Raw genomic sequence first — 22,286 nt, forward strand, 5'->3', positions numbered from 1 at the left:
GCTACTTCACGCCGGCTGTGCTCCCGTACGTGCGACGCCCGCGCCGGTGCGCGATCTCGCCGAGGCCGATGTCGACGGCGATGAACGCGGCCAGCGGGATGCCGAGCAGCGGCACGAAGTACCCGAGTACGGCGATCACCGCCAGGGCCGGTACGAGGAGGTACGGCGGCACCTGGGCCCAGGCGCCGCGCGGGAGCGGGCGGCCGAAGGCGGAGCCGCGGCCACGCTGCCACCACATGCGGTAGCCCCACCCGATGAGCAGGATCAGGGCGAGGGCGAGCAGGGCGAAGGCGATCTGGTTGACGATCCCGAAGAGGACGCCGGTGTGCAGGTCGATGCCCCAGCGGGTGAGCTTGGCGAGCACCGGGTAGTCGGCGAAGCGCAGTTCGTCGGTGACCTTGCCGGTGGCCGGGTCGACGGCGACGGCGTCCTGCTTCTCCGGCCAGCTGCGCTGGACCTGTCTGACGACGTAGGCGCTGTGTGCGTCGGCGGGCGGCACGATCTCCACGGGGTCGCCGAGCCCCTTGGCCCGCGCCGCCGCGAGCACCTTGTCGAGGCCGGCCCCGTGCCCGCCGTCCCCGCCTGCGCTGGCCGCCGTGCCGTGGCCCGCGTGCTCGCCGCCGGGCGCGGCCGCGGAGACGGACGGGGTGGCCTGGCCGAGCGAGGTGCGCAGCTCGTCGATGTGGGCGCCGGCGTAGGTGGACCAGGTCAGGCCCGTCGCCGACAGGAACAGGAAGCCGGTGGCGGCCCAGGCGCCGACCGTGCCGTGCAGGCCGAGGGTGCGGCGCCGCCCGCTGGTCCCGCGCACCTTGCGCAGGGCGCGCCGCCGGGAGAACCACAGCACCAGGCCGCCGCCCGCGATCACCCACAGCCAGCTGGCCGCCAGCTCGCTGTAGAGCCGGCCGGTCTCGCCCAGGTGCAGGTCGCGGTGGAGTTCGTCGACCCAGGTGCGCAGGGGCAGCGCGCCGGTCGCGCCGTACTGTTCGAGCGCGCCGCGCACCGTGCCGGTGTACGGGTCCACGAACACGGCGAGGGTGTGGCCGGGGTCGACGCCCTTGACGCCGGAGAGCAGCACCCGGGTGGTCGCGCCGGGCTCGGGTGCGGGCCGTACGGCCGAGAGGGTGCCCTCGGGGTGGGCCTTGCGGGCGGCGGCCACCTGGGCGGAGACGGGCAGCTCGCGTTCCCCGACGGGAACGGTCAGTTCATGGCCGTACACGAGCTTCTCGGCCTGGAACGAGCCCGCGTACAGCAGGCCGGTGACGGCGGCGACCAGCAGGAACGGGGCGACGAGGAGGCCCGCGTAGAAGTGCAGGCGCAGGACGAGGGGGCGCAGCGGGGCCCAGCGGCTCGGGGAGGGGGCCGGGGCGGGCGGTGTGGGTGTCTGGTCCGTGGCGGGCGGGATAGCGGTGGACATCGGCGGCTTCTCCGGGGACTGGGGCCGAAAGCGGGGGCGGTCCAGTGGTCGGATCGCGAAGCGCCGGAGTTCCCCGGAGTGTTGGTGACCTGCGCCACTTGGAGCGGCAGGCGGGCATGGCATGCTGACGCGATGGCACCTCCCAGTGATCGCGCACCTCTCGCCGAGCGGGTCGAGGAACTCCTCGCCGCCGGCGGCCCCTTGCCCATCGTCGCGGCCGGCCTGCCGGTGCTGCGCCAGGGCACCGAACCGTACGACGGGCAGCTCGGTCCCGCGCTGCTGGGCCGCTTCGTGGAGGCCCTGCGCGACACCATGCACGCGGCCCCGGGCGTGGGCCTGGCCGCGCCGCAGGTCGGCGTGCCCCTGCGGATCGCGGTCATCGAGGACCCGGCGCCCGTGCCGGAGGAGGTGGCGCTGGCCCGGGGCCGGGTGCCACAGCCGTTCCGGGTCCTGGTGAACCCGTCGTACGAGCCCGTGGGCACCGCCCGGGCCGCGTTCTTCGAGGGCTGTCTGAGTGTGCCCGGCTGGCAGGCGGTCGTGGCCCGGCACGCCGAGGTGCGGCTGCGCTGCCAGGACGAACAGGGCCGCGCCGTGGACGAGGTGTTCACCGGCTGGCCGGCCCGCATCGTCCAGCACGAGACGGACCACCTCGACGGCCTGCTCTACCTCGACCGCGCCGAGCTGCGTTCCCTGTCCACGAACGAGGCGGTGGCCGCCCGCTGGGGGCAGCCGACCCCGCGGGCGGCGGCCGAGGCGCTGGGTTTTGAACTGCCCTGAGCCGACGCTCAGTTGTCCCGGAACGCCTCCAGCAGCCGCAGCCACACCTCGCTCAGCGTCGGATACGACGGGACCGCGTGCCACAGGCGGCCGACCGGGACGCGGCCCGCGACCGCGACGGTCGCGGAGTGGATGAGTTCGCCGACGCCCGGGCCGACGAAGGTGACGCCGCGCAGGATCTCCTCCTCCAGGTCGACCACCATCCGGGCGCGGCCCTTGTAGCCCTCGGCGTACATGCCGGCCCCGGCGACCGAGGAGAACTCGACGTCGACGGCACGGACGCGGTGGCCGGCCTGTTCCGCCTCGGCGAGGGAGAGACCGACCGCGGCGGCCTCCGGGTCGGTGAAGACGACCTGCGGTACGGCGTAGTGGTCGGCCGTGGCCGCGTGGGCGCCCCAGGGCTCGTCCAGCAGGGAGCTGTCCGCGGCGCGGGCGGCGATGGCGGCGCCCGCGATGCGGGCCTGGTACTTGCCCTGGTGGGTGAGGAGGGCGCGGTGGTTGACGTCGCCGACGGCGTACAGCCAGTCGGTGCCGGTGACGCGCAGGCTGTCGTCGGCCTCCAGCCATGAGCCGGGTTCCAGGCCGACGGTGTCGAGGCCGATGTCGTCGGTGTGCGGGACGCGTCCGGTGGCGAAGAGGATCTCGTCGGCCTCGAGGCGGTCGCCGGCGGCGGTGACCACCACGACGGTGCCGTTCACGCGGGTGACGGACTCGACGGAGGTGCCGGTGCGGACGTCGACGCCCGCCTCGGTGAGGGCCTGGGCGACCAGTTCCCCGGCGAACGGCTCCATGCGGCCGAGCAGACCCTTGCCCCGGACCAGGAGGGTGACTCGCGAGCCGAGGGCCTGCCAGGCGGTGGCCATCTCGGTGGCGACGACACCGCCGCCGACCACGATCAGCCGACCGGGGGCCGCCTTGCCGCTGGTGGCCTCACGGCTGGTCCAGGGCTTGACCTCGGCCAGGCCCGGCAGGTCGGGCAGCTGGGCGCGGGTGCCGGTGCTGACGGCCACGGCATGCCGGGCGGTGAGGGTGGTCACGGTGCCATCGGGACCGGTCACGGTGACCGTTCGGGGCCCGGCCAGGCGGCCGTGGCCGCGGTACAGGTCGGCGCCGATGCCGTCCAGCCAGCGGACCTGGCCGTCGTCCTGCCAGTGCGAGGTGTACGCGTCCCGGCGGGCGAGGACGGCGGGCGCGTCGAGGGGGCCCTGGACCGCCTGGCTCAGGCCGGGCAGGCGGCGGGCGTCCGCCTGGGCGATGACCGGCCGCAGCAGTGCCTTGCTGGGCATGCAGGCCCAGTACGAGCACTCGCCGCCGACCAGCTCGCTCTCCACGACCGCAGTGGTGAGACCGGCCGCGCGGGTGCGGTCGGCGACGTTCTCCCCCACGGGTCCGGCCCCGAGCACCACGACGTCGTACGCGATGGATTCCGTTTCCGTCATGGGGTCAGTCTGGTGGGTGGTTGGCGCCGGGGCCACACGGGTACGCGCGCCGGTACGACCGTGCCCGCACGGAATAGGCAGCCGGGGTGCCGTGTTTGTTCCCTCGGCACCACCCCACACCAGGAAGAGGACATCACGCCATGAGCAGCACTGTGGAGCTGACCAAGGAGAACTTCGACCAGACGGTCACCGAGAACGAGTTCGTTCTCATCGACTTCTGGGCGTCCTGGTGCGGGCCGTGCCGCCAGTTCGCGCCGGTCTACGAGAAGGCCGCGGAGGACAACCCCGACCTGGTGTTCGGCAAGGTGGACACCGAGGCCCAGCCGGAGCTGGCCCAGGCCTTCGGCATCCAGTCGATCCCGACGCTGATGATCGTCCGCGACCAGGTCGCGGTCTTCGCCCAGCCTGGCGCCCTGCCCGAGGCCGCCCTCACGGACGTCATCGGGCAGGCCCGGAAGCTGGACATGGACGAGGTCCGCAAGAGCATCGCCGCCCAGGAGGGCAACGCCCAGTAATCCTCGGAAGGGGTACGGCAATCCTCAGAAGGGGTACGGCGCCACGTCGCCGCGTACGGTCGTCCAGCGCAGGTCGGTGAAGGCCTCCAGGTTGGCCTCGCCGCCGAAGCGGGCGCCGGTCCCGGACGCGGCGACGCCGCCGAAGGGGGCCACCGCCTCGTCGTTCACCGTCTGGTCGTTGATGTGGACGATACCGGTCGGGATGCGTTCGGCGAGGTCCAGGCCGCGTGTGGTGTCCCGGGTGACGATGCCGAGGGAGAGGCCGTAGGCGCTGTCCGCCGCGAGCGCGGCCGCCTCGTCGGCGGTGGCGAAGGAGCGGACCGGGGCGACCGGGCCGAAGACCTCCTCGGTGTAGGCCGGGGTGCGGTCGTCGGCCCCGGCCAGCACGGTCGGCCGGTAGAAGAGATCCCGGTAGGTGCCGCCCGCGGCGAGTTTCGCGCCGCACGCGGTGCTGGTCTCCACCAGCCCGTGGACCTTGGCGAGTTGGCCCGCGTCGATGACCGGGCCCAGGTGCACCTGCTCGCGGTGCGGGTCGCCGACGGCGAGCGAGTCGGCCTTGGCGGCGAGCCGTTCGACGTACTCCTCGTACAGGGAGGCGTGGACCAGGTGGCGGCCGGTCGTCATGCAGATCTGGCCCTGGTGGAAGAAGGATCCCCAGGCGGCCGTGGAGATCACCGCGTCCAGGTCGGCGTCCTCCAGCACGATCAGGGCCGAGTTTCCGCCGAGTTCGAGGTGGGCGCGCTTGAGGTGGCGGCCGGCCGCCTCGCCGACGGCGCGGCCGGCCGCGGTGGACCCGGTGAAGGAGATGACGGGGACGAGCGGGTCCTCGACCAGCGCCTGCCCGGCCTCGGCGGCGCCGGGCAGCACCTGGAGCAGGTCCTCGGGCAGGCCGGCCTCGGCGAGGACGGCGGCCAGGGCCAGTCCGCCGCAGACCGCGGTGCGCGGATCGGGCTTCAGGACGACCGCGTTGCCGAGCGCGAGGGCCGGCGCGACCGAGCGGATGGAGAGGATCAGCGGGGCGTTGAACGGCGCGATCACCCCGACCACGCCGACCGGGACCCGGCGGGTGTACGACAGCCGGGGCGCCTCGCTGGGCAGCACCTGTCCGGCGGGACGGGAGGCGAGGGCGGCGGCCTCGTAGCACTCCTGGGCGGCGACGTGCAGTTCGAAGTCCGCCTTGCCGGGGACGGACCCGGACTCGCGGACCAGCCAGGTGCTCAGTTCACCGGCGTGCTCGGTGAACAAGTCCCCTGCCCTGCGCAGCACTTGGGCCCGTACGAGGTGCGGTGCGCGGGCCCACGCCCGCTGGGCGGCGCGGGCGGCGCGCGCCGCCGGGGCGATGTCCTCGGGTGCGGCGAGGGTGAGCATGCCGAGCGCCTCGCCGGTGGCGGGCTCGGTGACGGTGTACTCGGGGCCCGCCAGGGTGCGGGGCTGCCAAGACATCGGGTTCGGGTCGAGCAGCGGCATGTCGCTCTCCGATCGATCGCCGGGCGGTACGGCTCGGCGCGCGGGCCCGGTCCGGGGACGCGCCTATTTTGTTGAGCGCGAAACTACATCGCAGCCATGCCCTTCCGGAACCCTAACCGCCGCCGGAAGCCCGGTCAGCTGGAGTCGCGCTGGACGAGCGACGCGCCCAGCACCTTGCGCACCTCGGGCTCCCCGCCGGGGTCGCGTACCGCGCGGTCGACCAGTTCCGCGAGATCACGGCCGGAGGGCAGCTCGATGTGGACGGTACTGAGCCGGGGCCGCAGCAGCCGCCCGAGCACCAGGTCGTCCGCGCCGACGACGGCCACCTCCTCGGGGATGCGCACACCCTCGTCCTGCAGGGCGCGCATCAGTAGCATCGCGTACTCGTCGTTGTAGGCGAACACCGCGTCGAGCCCCAACTCCCGCCAGCGGGCGGCGAGTTCGGCGGCGGCCTGCTCGGTGTACGCGAGCGGCAGCTCGGTCACGGCAGCCTCCGTACCACGCAGGGCCCGGCGCACACCCGCGAGCCGGGGCCGGGAGAACGCTTCCAGACCCGGCTCCTCGGGCACGACCACGCCGATACGGCGCCGGCCGCGGGCCCGGAGATGGGCCGCGGCGCAGTGGCCGACGGCGCCGTGGTCCGTCAGCAGGGCGTGCGCGCCGTCGACGCGCTCGGGTCCGAGGGTCACCACGGCCCGGGCACCGGACCGCTTGAGGACCGCGACGCCCTGCGGGCCGAGCCCCGTGCCGGGCACCAGGACGGCGACGGGACGCAACTCGGCCCAGGCGCGGGCGGCCTCGTCACCCTGGAGGCCGACCGCGCCGTACTGCACGACCGTGTAGTCGAGGCGGCCGAGGGCCGACTGGAGCTCGTCGAGGAAGCGGCTGTAGAGGGGGCCCACCGGGACCGCCGGGGCGGGCATCAGGACCATCCGGCTGTGTCCGGCGCGCAGGCTGCGGGCGGCCGCATGGGGCACGTACCCCAGTTCCCGCGCGGCTTCACGGACCCGGCGGCGGGTCGGCTCGCTGATCCGTACGGCGCTGGTGTTGTTGAGGACGTAGGAGACGGTCGCACGCGAGACGCCGGCCAGCCGGGCCACATCGGCACTCGTGGGCACGGAGCGCGCTGCGGGCGCAGCGGACGGGGGCGTGTTCGGTATCTGCACCATGACAGACCGCATCTTGACAGAGGGGCCGGAGCCGGAGGCGGGCGGGGGAACGTCGTTCATCGCTGAACCAAAATGACCGCTGGCGAACACGTTCGGAGCGAACTTGTTCGCAACGAACATGTTCGTTACGGTCGGGGCATGACAGCAACCCCCCGCTCCCGCCGCGAGCGTCCCGCCAAGCCCGCGCTCACCCGGGAGGGCATCGTCGCGGCAGCGGTCGCGATCCTGCGGGCCGAAGGACTGCGGAAGGTGACCATGCGGCGGCTGGCCCAGGAGCTCGACACGGGCCCGGCCTCGCTGTACGTCTACGTCCGCAACACCGACGAACTGCACGCGGCCGTCCTGGACGAGCTGCTCGGCACGGTCGGGCCCGCCCCCGCCCAGGGCACCTGGCGCGAGCGGCTGGAGCATGTGCTCACCGCCTACACCCGGATGCTCCTGGAGCATCCGAGCCTCGCCCGCTCCGCACTGACAGCCCGGCCCAGCGGCCCGCACTACCTGAACCTGATCGAGACCCTGCTCGCCCTGCTCGACGAGGCCGGGGTGCCGCGCGAGCGGGCGGCCTGGGGCGTCGACCTGCTGCTCCAGCACGCCACCGCGACCGCCGCCGAACACGCCGGGGAGGAGTCCCCGGCCGACTGGCAGGCGCTGCACCACGCCCTGCACGAGGCGTCCGAGGACACCCACCCACACATCGCCGCGACGGCCGGCGCCCTGCTGTCGGGCGCCCCCGAGACCCGGCTGGCCTGGGCCTTCCAGGCGCTGGTCAACGGCATCGAGCGGACCGCCGTACCCGACTGACACCCTCTTCAGGAGGCCACCATGACCACCCCCTCCACCGCCCTCCCCCACCACCCCGTCGCCGTCGTCGGCGGCGGGCTCGGCGGGCTGACACTCGCCCGGGTGCTGCACGTGCACGGCATCGAGGCCGCCGTGTTCGACCTGGACGCCTCGCCGGCCGCGCGGACCCAGGGCGGCATGCTCGACATCCACGACGACTCCGGCCAGGTGGCGCTGCGCGCGGCCGGGCTGCACGGGGAGTTCCTGGCCCGGGTCCACGCCGGCGGCCAGGCCCTGCGGATCCTCGGCCAGGACGGCGCCGTCCGCCTGGAGGAGGGCGACGACGGCACCGGCGGGCGCCCCGAGATCGACCGCGGCGAACTGCGGGACCTGCTGCTCGGCTCCCTGCCAAAGGGCACCGTCCGCTGGGGCGCGAAGGTGACCGGCGCACGCCCGCTCGGCGACGGCCGGCACGAGGTGACGCTCGCGGACGGCAGCGCCTTCACCACCGGCCCGCTGGTCGGCGCGGACGGGGCCTGGTCGCGCATCCGCCCCCTGCTCTCCTGCGCCGAGCCGGTCTACACCGGCGTGTCCTTCGTCGAGGCGGACCTGCGGCAGGCCGACCGGCGCCACCTGGCGAGCGCCCGGCTGGTCGGCGGCGGAATGCTGTTCGCGCTCGGTGCGGGCCGGGGCTTCCTCGGGCACCGCGAGAGCGACGCAAGCCTGCACATCTACGTCGCCGTCGAGGCTTCGGAGGACTGGCTGGACGGCATCGACTTCGCCGACACCGAGGCGGCCAAGGCGGCCGTGCTCAAGGAGTTCGACGGCTGGGACGAGAGCCTGAAGGCGCTGGTCACCGACGCGGACGGGGCGCTGGTGCCGCGGCGGATCCACGCCCTGCCGGTCGGGCACCGCTGGGACCGGGTCCCCGGCATCACGCTGCTCGGCGACGCCGCGCACCTGATGTCGCCGTTCGCGGGCGAGGGCGCCAACCTCGCGCTGCTCGACGGGGCCGAACTGGGCCTCGCGCTGGCCGCGCACCCCGGGGACACCGAAGCTGCGCTGGCCGCCTACGAGGAGGAGCTGTTCCCGCGCAGCGAGATGTCCGCGGCGGAGTCCGCCCGCAACGCCGCACTGCTGTTCCGCGCCGACGCACCGCAGGGACTGCTCGACATGTTCGCCGCCGACCACGGCTGAAGAGGCATCAGCCGGAAGGCTCCGTGCACGTCACCCGCGCCACGAGGTCGTGCCAGCCGGCCTCCAGCCGCGCCATGGGCATCCCGCACTGCCGGGTCAGATGGTTGATCAGGGCGGGGTCGAGATAGGCCATCAGCGTCTGGGAGAGGAGTTCGCAGTCGGCTGTCGGCACGATCTGCCGCAGCAGCATCGCGACGTGCGTGCGCAGCGCCTGGACCGAGGGGTGGGAGAACCGGCGGGTCGGCTCCGGCTGGGCGGCCAGCTGCAGATCCAGCTGCTCGGCCGAGCGGTACAGCACCGCCACACCGAAGGCGCGCAGCCGCTCCAGGGGCGGCGCCCCGGGCCCCAGCGGCGGAGGTCCGCCGAGGAAGTCGGCCTGCAGCTGTCGCGCCGAGTGGTCGAGCAGTGCCGTCAGCAGCCCGGTGCGATCGCCGAAGCGGCGGAACACCGTCCCCTTGCCCACCTGGGCCGCCGCGGCCACCGCCTCCATCGTCACCGCCGCCACTCCGCGCTCCGCGATCAGCCGGGCGGCGGCCTCCAGCAGCCGGGCCCGGTTGCGGGCCGCGTCGGCGCGCAGGCAGGGCTCGTCGGGGCCCTCCTCGACCTGGAGCAACTGAGGTGCGTCGACGGGCTCCTGAGGCTTCGGGAAGGGCGGCAGGGCGCTGGACATGAAGACAGCGTAAAGCATGGGGAACAAAACTGGACCGCGGTCCGGTTAGCCTGATACAAACTTAAACGGACCTCGGTCCGGATCGTAACAGCGATGTTTCAGCCCCTTGGAGTACGCCATGTCTGTTCGCATCCTCGCGCTCGTCGGCAGCCTTCGCGCCGGTTCGCACAACCGCCAGCTCGCCGAGGCGGCCGTGAAGCTCGCGCCCGAGGGCGCCGAGGTCGTGCTCCACGAGGGCCTGGCCGAGGTCCCCTTCTACAACGAGGACATCGACGTCGAGGGCAACGTCCCGGCCGCGGCCGCCAAGCTGCGTGAGGCCGCCCAGGGCGCCGACGCGTTCCTCCTCTTCTCCCCCGAGTACAACGGCACCATCCCGGCCGTCCTGAAGAACGCCATCGACTGGCTGTCCCGCCCGTACGGCGCCGGCGCCTTCGGCGGCAAGCCCGTCGCGGTGATCGGCACCGCCTTCGGCCAGTACGGCGGCGTGTGGGCGCAGGACGACACCCGCAAGGCCGTGGGCATCGCCGGCGGCAAGGTGATCGAGGACATCAAGCTGTCCATCCCCGGCTCCGTGACCCGCTTCGCCGAGACCCACCCGGTCGACGACACCGAGGTCGCCGCGCAGCTGACCGAGGTCGTCGCCCGTCTGCACGGCAACGTGGGCGAGACCGCGGCCGCCTGAGCCGTATGCACCAGGAAGGGGCCGGAGTCCGCTCCGGCCCCTTTGCGCAGTCCCGGACTGTGTACGTGACCCCGGTCACCGCATGGGGGCCTCGGCGCCGCGTCCGGAGCGCGCCCGAAGTGAAGCGAACGCGAGCTGCTCGCCCAGCGGGCTGCGCCGGTGGAGCGCGTGCCGTCCGTCCCGCACGCGGGTCACCAGGCCCGTGGCGCAGCACCAGCAGGTCCTGGGAGACGACGCTCGGAGTCACGCCGAGGCGGTGAGCGCGGAGGCGCCAGGGGCGGGTTCCGGTTCCCACAGGGGCACCGCGCCCCCGCCCGGACAGGCGAACATCGGCCGCTCGTCGGCGCTGACCGGGGGTGCCGGCCGGTGCGCCCCGGGCTCGTTCGGCCGCGCCTTTGGGCTCGTCGCGCTCGTGACGGCACGCTCCTGCTGGATGTGGGCATGCAGTCCGGCACGGTGGCCAACCGGGTCCGGATCCACTCCTTCGGCGCGGACGGCCACAACCGTCTCGACAGCGTCTCCATGACGTGCGCCTACCTGGGGACCCGGCTGGGCACGCGGACCTACGGGCGGTTCGGCCGGGCTGGGGTGTGCGCCCCGATCGTCGCCCTGTTCACCGCGCCGAGCCTGCTGCGGCACCTGGGTGTGCGGCCCGCCCCGGCCCGGGAACCCGCCGTCCGGCGGACAGGTTCCGCCGCCTGTCGGCCTCCGGGCGGCGCGGGGTAGGCAGACGATGGCCGTCACGCGGGCCGCAGGACGAGCGGCACGCACGCACCGCATGAGTGACATGCGTCAGGTGAGGAGAAGCCATGTCCCCGACCCCGCCCCCTCCCCCCTTCGATCCGGAGCTCGCCGCCTCCCTGGAGCTGATCAAGGACATGATCTCGCCCGGCCTCTCCATGGACGAGATCCCCGCCGCCCGGCAGGGCGCGGGCATCGAGCTGCTCGGCCGGCTCGACCTCAGCATGGGCGGTGCCTTCGCAGTGGAGGACCGTACGGTGCCGGGCCCGCAGGGCGCCCCGGACGTCTCCCTCCTGATCTGCCGCCCCGCGTCCGCCGATCCCGCCGAACCGCTGCCGGTGATCTACCACGTCCACGGCGGCGGCATGGTCCTCGGCGACAACCGGGCCGGCGTGGACGGCCCGCTGGCCTGGGCGTACGAGCTGGGCGCGGTCGTCGTGTCGGTCGAGTACCGTCTGGCGCCCGAACACCCGCACCCGGCACCGATCGACGACGTGTACGCGGGTCTCCTGTGGACCGTCCGGCACGCGAAGGAGATCGGCGGCGACCCGGACCGGATCGTCCTCGCCGGTGCCAGCGCCGGCGGCGGCCTGACCGCCGCGCTCGCCCTCCTGCTGCGCGACCGCCAGGGCCCGCCGGTCATCGGCCAGCTCCTGATGTGCCCGATGCTGGACGACCGCAACGACACCGTCTCCAGCCACCAGATGGCGGGCCTCGGCGTCTGGGACCGCACCGCCAACGAGACCGGCTGGACGGCGCTGCTCGGGGAGCACCGTGGCGGCCCCGACGTCTCCCCCTACGCCGCCCCCGCCCGCGCGAGCGACCTGTCCGGCCTGCCCCCGGCCTTCCTGGACGTGGGCTCCGCCGAGACCTTCCGGGACGAGGTCGTCGCCTACGCCTCCCGCATCTGGCAGTCCGGCGGCATCGCCGAACTCCACGTCTGGCCCGGCGGCTTCCACGGCTTCGACGGCTTCGCCCCACAGGCACCCCTGTCCCAGGCGGCCCGGGCGGCCCAACTGGACTGGCTGCGGAGGCTGTTGGCCCGGTGAGGGTCAGCCCCCGTTCTCCGCCGCTTTCTTGATCGCCTCCCGGATGCGGGCGTACGTGCCACAGCGGCAGATGTTCTCGATGGTGTCGATGTCGCTGTCCGTGGGGTGAGGGGTGCGCTTCAGGAGGGCGGCGGCCGCCATGATCTGGCCCGGCTGGCAGAAGCCGCACTGGGCCACGTCGCAGTCGAGCCAGGCCTGTTGGACGGGGTGGAGGGTGTCGCCGTCGGCGAGGCCCTCGATGGTGGTGACCGTGCGGTTCGCGCAGTCGGCGAGCGGGACCGTGCAGGGCTGGATCTCGGCGCCGTCGAGGTGGCTGGTGCAGGCGCGGCAGACGCCCACGCCACAGCCGTACTTGGGGCCGGTGACGCCGAGCAGATCGCGCAGGACCCACAGCAGGGGCATGTCGGCGGGGGCCTCCACGGTCACCGGTCTGCCGTTGAGGGTGAAGGAGTACGAGCGCATGGGTGCCTTCGGGTCGTGGGTCAGAAGGTGAGCGGGAAGGTGCGGGGTACGGTGCCGGTCGCGCGGGCGTAGGCGTTGGCGACCGCGCCCGATGCGGCAGGGACGCCCAGTTCGCCGGCGCCGCCCGGTTCGCCGGTCGAGGGCAGGATGTGGGCCTCGAAGGTGAGCGGGGCCTGGCGTTGGCGGGCGTAGCGGAAGTCGGCGAAGCTGCCCTCGCGGACGGCGCCCCGGTCGATGTGCAGGCCCGCCTGGAGGACGACGGAGATCCCGTCGATCGCGGTGCCCATCAACTGGGCTTCCAGACCACGCGGGTTGACGGCGATGCCCACGTCGGCCGCCATCACCACCTTGGTCACCCGGGGGCTCTTCGGGTCCCTCGTGTCGATCTCGGCGAGGCAGGCCACGCAGGAGCCGTACTCCTCGTGCACGGCGACCCCCTGGGCGGTGCCCTCGGGCATGGCCCGGCCCCAGTCGCCCGCCGCCGCGACCTTGTCGAGGACGGCTCTGACCCGCTTGTTCCGCAGGGTCGTGCGGCGGAAGGCGACGGGGTCCTGGCCGAGGCTGCGGGCGATCTCGTCCACGACGATCTCCTCAGCCGTCCGCACCGTCCCGGAGTCCACCGACCGCCAGGCGCCGAGCGGGACGGCGAGTTCGATGCCGCCCGAATCACCGGACGTACGGCCGAAGTTGTACAGTCCCGTGTCGCTGGGCCGGGGGCCGGAGAGCGAGCTCACGCCGCCCTGCGCCGACAGGCCCGTGCCGTCGCCCGACTCCGCCACCGAGGCCGTCACCTGCTCGAAGGCGACCACCCGGCCCCCAGCCACACTGGCCCGGATCCGGTGGTGGCTCGCGGGGCGCATACGGCCGTGGCGGATGTCGTCGCTCCGGCTCCACATCAGCTTCACCGGGCGCCGGGCCGCCTTGGAGACCAGCGCCGCCTCGATCGCCGCGTCGAAGTTCAGGCGGCGGCCGAACGAGCCCCCGCCGCGTACGACATGCACCCGGACCGCGGACGGGCGCATACCGACCGCCGCGGCGACAGCGTCCCGTGCGTCCATGGGGGTCTGGGAGGAGAACCACAGCTCCGCGTGGTCGGCGCGGACGTCCGCCACCGCCGTCAGCACCTCCATCGGGGCGTGGCTGACGAAGGCGAACGCGAACTCGCCCGACACCGGGGTGGATCCGCGCGGCGGGGTGCCGAGCCGGGGCACGGCCGCCTTCAGCCGGGCCCGGATCTGCGCGTCCGAAAGGCCGGCGAGCGGTCCGGGCGCCCAGGTGAGGCGCAGCGCGTCCCGGGCGCGGAAGGCCTGGTGGAACGTGTCCGCGACGACGGCCACCCCGCCGGGCAGCCGGACGACCGCGTGGACGCCCGGCAGGGCGCGGGCGGCCCGGTCGTCGACCGAGACCAGCTTGCCCCGGAGCGTCGGCGGCCGGGCCACCACCGTGGGCTTCACCCCCGCCACCGCCAGGTCCCCGGCGTACTTCGCCTGCCCGGTGACGATGTCCCGGGCGTCGATCCTGGTCGTCGGCCGGCCGATCACCCGGTGCCGGGAGGCCGGCTTGGGGCGGCTCGGGACGGCGGTGCGGCGGATCCGGGCCGCGCTCTCGGTGAGCGAGCCGAAGGTGGCCGTGCGCCCGTCCGGGGCGACGACCATCGTGTCGCGGGTGCGCAGGGACCAGGCGGGCAGGTGCCATCGGCGGGCGGCAGCGGTCACCAGCCTGGCGCGGGCCGTGGCGGCGAGGTGCCGGGCCGGGGCGTAGAGCGAACTGACCGAACTCGAGCCGCCGGTGTACTGGTTGCCCTTGGTGCGGGCGTCGGCGAGCGGGATGCGCACGTCGGCGAGGCGGGCGTCCAGTTCCTCGGCGATCATCATGGCGACCGCGGTGGTGATGCCCTGGCCGACCTCGGCCCGGGGCAGCCGGACGACGATGTGGTTGGCCGCCGTGACCTCCAGGACCAGCATCTCCTCGTCGGTGCCGGTCACCAGGACGTCGGAGCCGGCGCGGGCGGGCTCGGCGCCTTGTGCGGGTGAGGAGGTGCAGGCGAGCGGGGCGGCGACCGTCAGGGTGGTCGCGGCCACCGAATACACCATGAACCGGCGGCGGGACAGGCTGGCGGAGGACGGGGGCTCGGTGCGGTCCAAACGAGGGCTCCTGTCGGCGCGTGGGGCGGGCAGGGCACGGCACAAAGGGCGCGGCGCGTGTCCCGGTACGGATCGCTCGACAGGTAGGAGGGGTCCGGCCCCGCGCCGGTTGCCTGCCGGATCCGGTCCGCTGCCTCGGCCGCGCGGGTGCGGTGGCGCATCATGGCCGTATGAAAGAGCTCGCCGGGCGGCTGGCCGCGCTGGACCCGGATGCCGGGGCCGCCGTGCGGGTCATCGCCTATTTCGACCGGCTGGCCGAGACCAGGGCCGGTGTCGAGGCGCTGGTGCGCGGTGCCGCCGTGCTGGCGGGGTGCCCCGCGCGGCTGGTGGACGCGGAGCGGCGGGTGGTGCTGCGGGTGGAGCCGGACGGGCGGCGCCGCGATCCGGCGGCGGAGCCCGACCCCGGCTGGCCGTCCGCACCGCTGGTGCCGGGCGGGCCCGGGGCCCTGTGGCTGGAGCGGGCACAGGCCGGGCCGAGCGTGGTGGACGCGGTGATCCTGGAGCGGGCCGCCGCAGCCGTACGGTCCGTGCTCGACCGCACCCGGGGCCGCGCGCCGGCGGCACCTGCCGAGGACCCGGCGCTGGTGGAGACGGTCCTCGACGCGACGGCACCCGAGCCGGTCCGGTTGCACGCGGCCCGCCGGCTGGGGCTGGACACGGCGGACCCGGCGCTGCGAGCTCGCGCGCTCGCTCCGGCCGAGGGGCCGCCCCGGATCGTCGCGGCGCAGGAGACGGCGGACGTCACCCGGTCAGGGAACACCCTGCCCGCGCACGGCGGCGGTGCGGCGGCGCCCGGACGGCGCGGAACCGGACCCGCGCACCCCGGCTTCCCCGGGGACGCCGGACCCGGTGGGGACGCGGTCCGCTCCGAGCGCCTCGGCATCGGCCCCGCGGTCCCCGTCCTGGACCTCCCCCGTTCCTGGGCGGCCGCCCGGCTCGCGCTGCGGTTCACCGGCGAGGGCGACGGTCTGGATCCCGGGCAACGGGTGGTATGCGCCGACGAGTTGGGCGCGATCGGGCTGCTCGCCGATCTCGTCGTACCGGGTGCGCAGCCGCACCCGGACGTCCGAGCCGTGGAGACGGCCGCCGCGGACGCGCCGTGGATGCTGCGGACGCTGCACGCGGTCGCCGCCACGGGCAGCCTGCGCGCGGCCGCCGCCGAGGCCGGCGTGCACCACTCCACGCTCCAGACCCGCCTCGCCCACGCCGAACACCTGCTGGGCTGGCCGGTGCGCACCCCGCAGGGCCGGTTCCGGCTCCAACTCGCCCTGACGTTGAGACACTTGATCAGACGGAACTGAAGGACGCGCCGATCGGCATCCTCAAGCCGATCCCGGCGGCCTGATGACACTCGCCGCCCAGCCGCCGGGATGCGGACAGGTTCACGTCAGCGCTGTGAACTTGACGCGATGTCACCTGTGCGAAACCTGTACGGCACCCGGCTCCCGGCGGTTACCGTTCGGTAGACAGCGTGCTCCCGGAGGTGCCCCGCCATGACGCCCGACCGTGCCGCAGGCCTCGCTCAGTCCGTCCGCGCGCTCGCCGACGGGGAGGTGACCTCCCGCGCGCTGGTCGAGCAGGCCCTGGCCCGCATCGAGGCCACCCAGCCGACCCTGAACGCCTTCCGGCGCCTGCGCGCCGAGGCCGCGCTCGCCGAAGCGGACGCCGCCGACCGGGAGTTGGCTTCCGGAGCGCGGCGCCCGCTGCTCGGGGTACCGGTCGCGGTGAAGGACGACATGGACGTGGCGGGCGAGCCGACCGCGTTCGGCTGCCCCGGCGACTTTCCGCCGGTGGCGGCGGACGGTGAGGCGGTACGGCGGCTGCGCGCGGCCGGGGCCGTGATCGTCGGCAAGACGAACACCTGCGAGCTCGGGCAGTGGCCGTTCACCGAGGGCCCGGCGTTCGGTCAGACCCGCAACCCGTGGCACACCGGTCACACCCCCGGCGGCTCCTCCGGGGGCTCGGCAGCGGCGGTGGCCGCCGGTCTGGTCCCCGCCGCGCTCGGCTCGGACGGCGCCGGATCGGTGCGGATCCCGGCCTCCTGGACCCACCTGATCGGCATCAAGCCGCAGCGCGGGCGCATCTCGACGTGGCCGCGCGGAGAGTCCTTCCACGGCATCACGGTCAACGGCACGCTGGCCCGTACGGTCGCCGACGCGGCCCTGCTGCTGGACGCGGCGAGCGGCAACCACGACCGGGACCCGCACCGCCCGCCGGCGCTCGCGGTGGCGGACGCGGTCGGCCGCGACCCCGGCCGGCTGCGGATCGCGCTGTCGCTGAAGCCGCCGTTCACCGCCGTACCAGCCCGTCTGCACCCGGAGGTACGGGCCCGGGTTCTCGAACTCGCCGAGAAACTCGGCACGTTGGGGCACTCCGTCGAGGATGCCGACCCTCCTTACGGCCAGATCGGGCTGACCTTCGTGCCGCGCGCCACCGCCGGCATAGCCGACCATGTCCGCGAGACCCCCGACCCCGCCCTGCTCGACCCGCGCACCCGGGACGCGGCCCGGCTCGGCCGGCTGCTCGGCGGGGCCCCGCTCAGGGCGGCCCGGCGGGCCGAGGCGGTCCTGCACGACAGGATCGGGGCGTTCTTCGGGTCGTACGACGTGATCCTCGCTCCCACGACGGCCGCTCCCCCGCCCGCGATCGGCGCCCTGTACCGGCTCGGCGGCCTTGCCACCGACCGCGCCATGATCGCCGCCTGCCCCTACGCCTGGCCGTGGAACGTCCTCGGCTGGCCCGGCGTGAACGTGCCCGCCGGCTTCGTCGGCCCAGGCCTCCCGGTGGGCGCTCAGCTGCTGGGCCCGGCGAACAGCGAACCCCTGCTGGTCTCCCTCGCCGCCCAGCTGGAGGCGGAGCTGCGCTGGCACGAACTCTGGCCGCCCAAGGAGCCGGACGCGGATTCCAGGGCGGCATGAGCGCGTCCGCCCGTACCCTGTGACCATGGACGATGCGTCGATGGTCGGGCTCATGGGGCGGGTGACGGGGACGATCGGGCCCGGCCTGGTCGGCGAGGTGATCGTGCGGGTGCGCGGCGGTGCGGAGCACTTCCTCGCCTACGCCGCCGACGGCACGGGCCGCATCGAGCACGGCACGGTGGTGATGGTGGTGGAGTACCTGCCGCCGAGGACCGTCTACGTCACCGCCGCCTACGACAGTTGAGCATGCTCCGCCCCAGGTGAGGGGGGTGTGCGTCAAGATTGCAACAAGGATTCGTCAGCGTCTTCTCGGCGAGTCGCCACAGGCGCACACTCCCTTCGTTCGGTGCCGAACGGGCACCATGCCAAGGGGGCGAATGCCGATGATCGTCGGCGTCGTTGCGGGGGCGGCCGTCGTTGCCGTCCTCGTTCTGATCGGTCTGTTCAAGATGATGTGGCGGGTCGCCGAACCCAACGAGGCGCTCGTCATCTCCGGGTCCAAGCACCGTACCGAGGGCCTTGAGGAGGGCATGGGATTCCGCATCGTCACCGGGCGCGGCACGCTGGTGCTGCCCGGTGTGCAGGCGGTGCGCAAGGTCTCCCTGGACCTGAACGAGACCGAGCTGCAGGTGGACTGCGTGACCCACCAGGGCATTCCGCTGAAGGTGCGGGGCGTGGTCATCTTCAAGGTGGGCGACGACTTCGTGTCGATCGCCAACGCGTCCCGCCGTTTCCTGGACCAGCAGCGGATGATGTCGGAGCGGGTGCACAACGTCTTCGCCGGTCATCTCAGGTCCATCGTGGGCGGGTTGACGGTCGAGGACATGATCCGCGACCGGGAGAAGCTGACCGGGCAGACCCGGGCGGCCTGCGGTACGGAGATGGAGAAGCTCGGCCTGATCGTCGACTCGCTGCAGATCCACGAGATCGAGGACCCGACGGGGTACATCCAGAACCTGGCCGCACCGCACGCGGCCGCCGTCCAGCGGGACGCGCGCATCGCGCAGGCGGAGGCGAATCGTCTCGCCACCGAGGCCGAGCAGCAGTCGTTCGCCCGGATGGCGGAGGCCACCCGGGACAGCGAGATCCTGCAGGCCGGCTACCAGGCCGAACGGGACAAGGCGGCGGCGAAGGCCCGCCAGGCCGGTCCGCTCGCCGACGCGGGCGCCCGGCAGGAGGTGGTCGTCCAGGAGACGCGGGTCGCCGAACTGGAAGCCCACCGGCGGGAACAGCAGCTCCAGGCGGACGTCCGCAAGCCCGCCGACGCCAAGGCCTACGAGAAGCGGACGCTGGCAGAGGCCGAGCGCGACGCGCGGATCTCGGCGGCCGAGGCCAAGGCCAAGGAGACGGAACTCGCGGCGGCCGCCGAGGCCACCCGGGTCAAGACGGCCGCGGGCGCCGAGGCGGAGGCCACCAAGACCCGGGGTGCGGCCACGGCCGCGGCGACCCGGGCCACCGGTGAGGCCGAGGCCGCCGCCGCGCAGGCCAAGGGTCTGGCGGAGGCCGAGGCGACCAAGGCCCAGGGGCTCGCGGAGGCGGAGGCCATCAAGGCCCGCGCCGCCGCCCTCGCCGAGAACCAGGAGGCGGTCGTCGCCCAGCAACTCGCCGAGAACTGGCCGGAGATCGTCCGGGCCGGCGCGTCCGCGTTCGGCAACGTGGACAACATGGTGCTGCTCAACGGCGCCGACGGCATGGCCGAGCTGTTCGCCAAGGCGCTCACCATGGGCGGCACGGGCCTCGGCCTCGCCCGCCAGCTGCTCTCCTCGATGAACCAGAACGGGCAGGCACAGAACGCCACTTCGCCCTCCCTCAACGGGGTGGCGACGCCTCCGGCGCAGAAGGTTCCGGTGGAGCAGGAGGACTAGGCACCGGGCCGGGGTCCTCTCCAGGGCTCCGGCCGGCCGTCGTCAGCAAGCGGTCGATCGTGGCCGGGGCCAGTGCCGGGTTCGCGGCGGCGGCGTGGGCCAGTTCCTCGTCGTCGAGGAGTTGCGCGAGCCGGGGCCGGGGAAGGTTCGGGTGGCGGGCCAGCGCGGCCCGTACGTCCGGGTCCGGGTCCCGGGTGAGCCGGTCCACGGTGGCCGGCGCGGTGTCCGGGTCCCGTGCGGCCAGGGCACGGACCTGCGGGTCCTCGTGGTCGGCGAGGGTGGCGAGACCGGCACGCGGGAAGTTCGGCCGGGTGAGCAGGTTCTCGCGTTCGGGGCCGGTGTACTCCAGGAAGCTGCGCAGCAGGAGTGCCGCCGGGGCGTCCGGATGGTTCTGGGCCAGCAGCACCCGTACGCCGAGATCGTTGTCCTCGGCCAGGCGTGCCACGAGGTCCGCCGGCAGCTCATGGTCCTCGGCGGCCTTCCGGCGCAGCATCGGGTGGCCGGAGAGCGCGTTCCGGCGGACGGCCTCGGGGTCCCGGGGCTGTGGCAGCACGGACACGAAACGGAATCCGAAGCGACAGTCCATGGGGACCTCGTAGTCGATGCGCGACCGTTCCTCCTCGGTCAGCGCGGGGTGGACGGACACGGCCAGCCGCACCTTCGGGTCGGAGTCCGCCGCGAGCGCCCGGCGCTCGTCGGGCCCGAGATCCTCGCGGTACGCGACCGCCCGGCGCACGTCCGGGTCCGGATCGGTGACGAGTGGGTGACGTTCGGCGGGCTGGAGGTCCGGGCGGCGCGCGATCCGTTCCCGTACCGTCGGGTCCGGATCGGCGGCGAGGAGGACCACCACGTCGGGCGGGAGACTGGGGTTTCCCGCGATCGTGGCCCGTTCGTCCGCTTGCGCCGGAGCGGTGAGGACGCCGTCCACGACGGCTCTGCTGAGGGCCCGTTGGAGCAGGACATCGGTGCGGCCATGGCACGGGTGGGCGGGCAGCACGCTCTCCACCCAGACCGGGTCCTCCAGGCGGGCCATCGCTTGTGCCCGTTCCCGGACCGTGTCGTCGGGATCCGCCAGCAGCGCGGCCCGGATGCCGGCGGGCAGCCGATGCCAGCCGCCGACGCCCCAGCACCGGACCTCCGGAAGCGGATGCGTGGGCATGGACCGGATCAGCTCGGCGGACATCTGCTGGTAGACGCCGAGAGAGCCCAGGTGTTCGCCCTCGTAGGTGCGGATCATGCGGACGACGACCTCGTCCGGCAGTGGCCTCGGCCGGTGGGGATGACGTATGCGGGGCCCGTCGGCGAGGTGGCCGCGGACGAACCAGTCCGGATCGTCCACCAGCCGTGCCCGCTGGGCGGGATCGACGTGGGGGTTGACGGCGAAGAAGCCACGCGCATGCCGGTCGGGATGCGCGATCACGGCGTCCATGACGGCCCCGGGCAGGTCCCGGTCCCGGCACAGCACCATCCGTACGGCCAGGGGTGCTTCAGCGAGCAGCCGCAGCAGGACGTCCTCCGACGCGGACGGATTGAGCGCGAGGCCGGCGAGCCGACGCGTGGGCAGGTCGGCTTCGTCCCAGATCTGTTCAGGCGTAGGCATGCCCCCCGGATACCCCCCGTATGCGATCCCGGCCCTCAAGACCCCTTGATCAGCCAGCATATGGGACCACTAGGGTGCCTGCGTGAGCACGTTTACCGATGAAAATGTCCCCGGCCGCTACGGCCCCCACGCCACCACCGAGGCCGACCCGCGCGAGGTCGGCCGGGTGCGCACCGAGTACTCCCCCGCCCACGACGGCGATCCCGACCCCGGCGAGATCGTGTGGACCTGGGTGCCGTTCGAGGAGAACGACGGCCGGGGCAAGGACCGTCCGGTGCTGGTCGTCGCCCGGGAGTCGGTGGGCACCTTCCTCGCGGTCCAGTTGTCGAGCAAGCGGCACGACAGCGACCGGGAGTGGGTGGCGATCGGCAGCGGGCCCTGGGACCGGTCGGGCCGCGACTCGTGGGTGGACGTGGACCGCGTGCTGCGGCTGCACGAGGAGGGCATGCGCCGGGAGGCGTGCGCCCTCGACCGGATGCGGTTCAACCTGGTCCGCCAGCGGCTCCACGAGCGCTACGGCTGGACCTGACGGTCATCACCGGGTGACCGGACGCGTGTGTTCCGCGAACGCCCGCACGAAGGCGTCGCGGACCGTCGCTCCCGGCGTGCGGTCCAGGATGCCGAACACCACGTGTGCGAACGTCCGCGCGAACCGCCCGTCGGGCCCGAGGAGCGCGCGGAAGGCCCCCGCGACCTGCGCCGGGTCGTTCTGGAAGACGCCGCAGCCCCAGGCGCCGAGCACCAGCCGCCGGTAGCCGTGGGCGGCGGCGGTCTCCAGGACCCGCTCGGCGCGCACGGCCAGGGCGGCGGGCAGCTCGCCGGTGCGCTCCGGTGCCGTACGCCGTACGACGCCCGCGTTGGGCGCCGCGGCGGTCAGGAAACCCGCGCGGTACGGCTCCGGCAGCAGTCGGCCCCGGTCGTCACGGAAGACCGGCACGGCCGGGGTGTGGACCACCCGGTCCGTGTAGAACGGGTCGCGGTGGGCGCGGTGGTGGTCGTAGAACTCCCGGGCCTCGAGCAGGCAGGTGTAGAGCGCGGAGGCGCGGCACAGGGCCTCTTCCTGGGCCTGGGCGCCGTTCAGGTAGCCGCCGCCCGGATTGCGGGCCGAGGCGAAGTTCAGGACGGCGACCGGGGCGTCGGCCAGCCTGCGGGCGGCCTGAAGACTGCTCTCGCCCGTGACCTCGAAGAAGGGCTCCACCTCCACGTCCGCGGGCACCGGCACCGGCACCGGCACCGGCACCGGCTCGGGGCCGTACATCCGCGTGCCCGCCCGGGCGGCCTCGACCGCCGCCGCCACGGACACCTCCCGGCCGTCCGGAGCGCGGTACCCGCCGACCGCCACGATGCGCTCGGTCTCCGCCGCGAGGCTGCGCAGGCGCGCGCTCACGGCGCCACCC

The 22,286-nt window shown here is 74.1% G+C and carries 21 protein-coding genes; 12 read left to right on the forward strand and 9 right to left on the reverse strand.

Features of this window, described 5'->3' with window-relative positions; all coding sequences use genetic code 11:
- Position 1: 1 nt before the first annotated feature.
- On the reverse strand, positions 2-1,414 hold the full coding sequence (locus tag AQI88_RS00555; protein WP_066989953.1) for a PepSY-associated TM helix domain-containing protein: 1,413 nt from the start codon (positions 1,412-1,414) through the stop codon (positions 2-4).
- 132 nt (positions 1,415-1,546) lie between these two features.
- Here AQI88_RS00555 and AQI88_RS00560 point away from each other — a divergent pair, with 132 nt between their 5' ends.
- A complete protein-coding gene (locus AQI88_RS00560; RefSeq protein ID WP_066989955.1) occupies positions 1,547-2,191 on the forward strand; it encodes a peptide deformylase in 645 nt (214 codons plus the stop codon).
- An 8-nt stretch (positions 2,192-2,199) separates the two neighbouring features.
- Here AQI88_RS00560 and AQI88_RS00565 read toward each other — a convergent pair whose 3' ends face one another.
- On the reverse strand, positions 2,200-3,630 hold the full coding sequence (locus AQI88_RS00565; RefSeq protein WP_066989958.1) for a dihydrolipoyl dehydrogenase family protein: 1,431 nt from the start codon (positions 3,628-3,630) through the stop codon (positions 2,200-2,202).
- A 140-nt stretch (positions 3,631-3,770) separates the two neighbouring features.
- Between AQI88_RS00565 and trxA the strand changes: the two genes are divergently transcribed.
- The gene (gene trxA, locus AQI88_RS00570) at positions 3,771-4,145 is read left to right on the forward strand and encodes a thioredoxin (RefSeq protein WP_066989961.1); all 375 of its coding nucleotides are present in this window, start codon (positions 3,771-3,773) and stop codon (positions 4,143-4,145) included.
- A 24-nt stretch (positions 4,146-4,169) separates the two neighbouring features.
- Here trxA and AQI88_RS00575 read toward each other — a convergent pair whose 3' ends face one another.
- Positions 4,170-5,612 carry an aldehyde dehydrogenase family protein gene (locus tag AQI88_RS00575; RefSeq protein ID WP_066989964.1) on the reverse strand — a complete coding sequence of 481 codons (1,443 nt, stop codon included), beginning with the start codon at positions 5,610-5,612 and terminating at the stop codon, positions 4,170-4,172.
- 134 nt (positions 5,613-5,746) lie between these two features.
- Positions 5,747-6,781, reverse strand: a complete 1,035-nt coding sequence (locus AQI88_RS00580) for a LacI family DNA-binding transcriptional regulator (RefSeq protein ID WP_079057375.1) — start codon at positions 6,779-6,781, stop codon at positions 5,747-5,749.
- A gap of 138 nt (positions 6,782-6,919) precedes the next feature.
- Between AQI88_RS00580 and AQI88_RS00585 the strand changes: the two genes are divergently transcribed.
- Together AQI88_RS00585 and AQI88_RS00590 are read left to right on the forward strand one after the other, a co-directional pair.
- Positions 6,920-7,582, forward strand: a complete 663-nt coding sequence (locus AQI88_RS00585) for a TetR/AcrR family transcriptional regulator (RefSeq protein ID WP_066989970.1) — start codon at positions 6,920-6,922, stop codon at positions 7,580-7,582.
- A gap of 21 nt (positions 7,583-7,603) precedes the next feature.
- Positions 7,604-8,758 (forward strand): FAD-dependent oxidoreductase, encoded by a 1,155-nt coding sequence (locus tag AQI88_RS00590; protein ID WP_066989973.1) that lies wholly within the window; start codon positions 7,604-7,606, stop codon positions 8,756-8,758.
- Between the two features lie 7 nt (positions 8,759-8,765).
- Here the strand turns inward: AQI88_RS00590 and AQI88_RS00595 are convergent, their stop codons facing one another.
- A complete protein-coding gene (locus AQI88_RS00595; RefSeq protein WP_066989976.1) occupies positions 8,766-9,446 on the reverse strand; it encodes a TetR/AcrR family transcriptional regulator in 681 nt (226 codons plus the stop codon).
- Between the two features lie 100 nt (positions 9,447-9,546).
- On the opposite strand from AQI88_RS00595, the gene AQI88_RS00600 reads away from it, so the two are divergent.
- The 3 genes from AQI88_RS00600 (at position 9,547) to AQI88_RS00610 (ending at position 11,900) form a co-directional block, all read left to right on the forward strand.
- Positions 9,547-10,110, forward strand: a complete 564-nt coding sequence (locus AQI88_RS00600; RefSeq protein ID WP_066989979.1) for an NAD(P)H-dependent oxidoreductase — start codon at positions 9,547-9,549, stop codon at positions 10,108-10,110.
- Positions 10,111-10,551: 441 nt separating this feature from the next.
- Positions 10,552-10,836: a hypothetical protein gene (locus AQI88_RS00605; protein WP_066989982.1), complete on the forward strand. Its 285-nt coding sequence runs from the start codon at positions 10,552-10,554 to the stop codon at positions 10,834-10,836.
- Positions 10,837-10,919: 83 nt separating this feature from the next.
- Positions 10,920-11,900, forward strand: a complete 981-nt coding sequence (locus AQI88_RS00610) for an alpha/beta hydrolase (protein WP_066989984.1) — start codon at positions 10,920-10,922, stop codon at positions 11,898-11,900.
- 3 nt (positions 11,901-11,903) lie between these two features.
- On the opposite strand, the gene AQI88_RS00615 is transcribed toward AQI88_RS00610, so the two are convergent.
- Both AQI88_RS00615 and AQI88_RS00620 read right to left on the reverse strand, forming a co-directional pair.
- Entirely contained in the window at positions 11,904-12,362 is a 459-nt protein-coding gene (locus AQI88_RS00615; RefSeq protein WP_066989987.1) for a (2Fe-2S)-binding protein, read from the reverse strand.
- A gap of 20 nt (positions 12,363-12,382) precedes the next feature.
- Entirely contained in the window at positions 12,383-14,455 is a 2,073-nt protein-coding gene (locus AQI88_RS00620; protein WP_066991519.1) for a xanthine dehydrogenase family protein molybdopterin-binding subunit, read from the reverse strand.
- Positions 14,456-14,676: 221 nt separating this feature from the next.
- On the opposite strand from AQI88_RS00620, the gene AQI88_RS00625 reads away from it, so the two are divergent.
- The 4 genes from AQI88_RS00625 (at position 14,677) to AQI88_RS00640 (ending at position 19,289) form a co-directional block, all read left to right on the forward strand.
- Positions 14,677-15,807 (forward strand): helix-turn-helix domain-containing protein, encoded by a 1,131-nt coding sequence (locus tag AQI88_RS00625; RefSeq protein ID WP_066989991.1) that lies wholly within the window; start codon positions 14,677-14,679, stop codon positions 15,805-15,807.
- Between the two features lie 192 nt (positions 15,808-15,999).
- On the forward strand, positions 16,000-17,424 hold the full coding sequence (locus AQI88_RS00630) for an amidase (protein WP_066989994.1): 1,425 nt from the start codon (positions 16,000-16,002) through the stop codon (positions 17,422-17,424).
- Positions 17,425-17,449: 25 nt separating this feature from the next.
- Complete coding sequence (locus AQI88_RS00635) at positions 17,450-17,668, forward strand: hypothetical protein (RefSeq protein ID WP_244184002.1); 219 nt, start codon at positions 17,450-17,452, stop codon at positions 17,666-17,668.
- Positions 17,669-17,801: 133 nt separating this feature from the next.
- Entirely contained in the window at positions 17,802-19,289 is a 1,488-nt protein-coding gene (locus tag AQI88_RS00640) for an SPFH domain-containing protein (protein WP_066989996.1), read from the forward strand.
- On the opposite strand, the gene AQI88_RS00645 is transcribed toward AQI88_RS00640, so the two are convergent.
- The gene (locus AQI88_RS00645; RefSeq protein WP_079057328.1) at positions 19,234-20,889 is read right to left on the reverse strand and encodes a hypothetical protein; all 1,656 of its coding nucleotides are present in this window, start codon (positions 20,887-20,889) and stop codon (positions 19,234-19,236) included. The genes AQI88_RS00640 and AQI88_RS00645 overlap by 56 nt on opposite strands.
- Positions 20,890-20,971: 82 nt before the next feature.
- Between AQI88_RS00645 and AQI88_RS00650 the strand changes: the two genes are divergently transcribed.
- The gene (locus AQI88_RS00650; RefSeq protein WP_066989999.1) at positions 20,972-21,418 is read left to right on the forward strand and encodes a type II toxin-antitoxin system PemK/MazF family toxin; all 447 of its coding nucleotides are present in this window, start codon (positions 20,972-20,974) and stop codon (positions 21,416-21,418) included.
- A 6-nt stretch (positions 21,419-21,424) separates the two neighbouring features.
- Here AQI88_RS00650 and AQI88_RS00655 read toward each other — a convergent pair whose 3' ends face one another.
- Positions 21,425-22,276: a TIGR02452 family protein gene (locus AQI88_RS00655; protein WP_066990002.1), complete on the reverse strand. Its 852-nt coding sequence runs from the start codon at positions 22,274-22,276 to the stop codon at positions 21,425-21,427.
- Positions 22,277-22,286: the final 10 nt, after the last annotated feature.

It is taken from the genome of Streptomyces cellostaticus (assembly GCF_001513965.1).
Taxonomy (GTDB): Bacteria; Actinomycetota; Actinomycetes; order Streptomycetales; family Streptomycetaceae; genus Streptomyces; species Streptomyces cellostaticus.

Excerpts from the sequence above, each read along its gene's own strand:
- AQI88_RS00640 (WP_066989996.1), top strand. The coding sequence starts at position 17,802 with ATGCCGATGATCGTCGGCGTCGTTGCGGGGGCGGCCGTCGTTGCCGTC.
- AQI88_RS00620 (WP_066991519.1), bottom strand. The coding sequence starts at position 14,455 with ATGGTGTATTCGGTGGCCGCGACCACCCTGACGGTCGCCGCCCCGCTC.
- AQI88_RS00630 (WP_066989994.1), top strand. The coding sequence starts at position 16,000 with ATGACGCCCGACCGTGCCGCAGGCCTCGCTCAGTCCGTCCGCGCGCTC.
- AQI88_RS00590 (WP_066989973.1), top strand. The coding sequence starts at position 7,604 with ATGACCACCCCCTCCACCGCCCTCCCCCACCACCCCGTCGCCGTCGTC.
- AQI88_RS00605 (WP_066989982.1), top strand. The coding sequence starts at position 10,552 with ATGCAGTCCGGCACGGTGGCCAACCGGGTCCGGATCCACTCCTTCGGC.
- AQI88_RS00595 (WP_066989976.1), bottom strand. The coding sequence starts at position 9,446 with ATGCTTTACGCTGTCTTCATGTCCAGCGCCCTGCCGCCCTTCCCGAAG.
- AQI88_RS00560 (WP_066989955.1), top strand. The coding sequence starts at position 1,547 with ATGGCACCTCCCAGTGATCGCGCACCTCTCGCCGAGCGGGTCGAGGAA.
- AQI88_RS00600 (WP_066989979.1), top strand. The coding sequence starts at position 9,547 with ATGTCTGTTCGCATCCTCGCGCTCGTCGGCAGCCTTCGCGCCGGTTCG.
- AQI88_RS00625 (WP_066989991.1), top strand. The coding sequence starts at position 14,677 with ATGAAAGAGCTCGCCGGGCGGCTGGCCGCGCTGGACCCGGATGCCGGG.
- AQI88_RS00585 (WP_066989970.1), top strand. The coding sequence starts at position 6,920 with ATGACAGCAACCCCCCGCTCCCGCCGCGAGCGTCCCGCCAAGCCCGCG.
- AQI88_RS00555 (WP_066989953.1), bottom strand. The coding sequence starts at position 1,414 with ATGTCCACCGCTATCCCGCCCGCCACGGACCAGACACCCACACCGCCC.
- AQI88_RS00615 (WP_066989987.1), bottom strand. The coding sequence starts at position 12,362 with ATGCGCTCGTACTCCTTCACCCTCAACGGCAGACCGGTGACCGTGGAG.
- trxA (WP_066989961.1), top strand. The coding sequence starts at position 3,771 with ATGAGCAGCACTGTGGAGCTGACCAAGGAGAACTTCGACCAGACGGTC.
- AQI88_RS00565 (WP_066989958.1), bottom strand. The coding sequence starts at position 3,630 with ATGACGGAAACGGAATCCATCGCGTACGACGTCGTGGTGCTCGGGGCC.
- AQI88_RS00645 (WP_079057328.1), bottom strand. The coding sequence starts at position 20,889 with ATGCCTACGCCTGAACAGATCTGGGACGAAGCCGACCTGCCCACGCGT.
- AQI88_RS00635 (WP_244184002.1), top strand. The coding sequence starts at position 17,450 with ATGGACGATGCGTCGATGGTCGGGCTCATGGGGCGGGTGACGGGGACG.
- AQI88_RS00610 (WP_066989984.1), top strand. The coding sequence starts at position 10,920 with ATGTCCCCGACCCCGCCCCCTCCCCCCTTCGATCCGGAGCTCGCCGCC.
- AQI88_RS00575 (WP_066989964.1), bottom strand. The coding sequence starts at position 5,612 with ATGCCGCTGCTCGACCCGAACCCGATGTCTTGGCAGCCCCGCACCCTG.
- AQI88_RS00580 (WP_079057375.1), bottom strand. The coding sequence starts at position 6,781 with ATGGTGCAGATACCGAACACGCCCCCGTCCGCTGCGCCCGCAGCGCGC.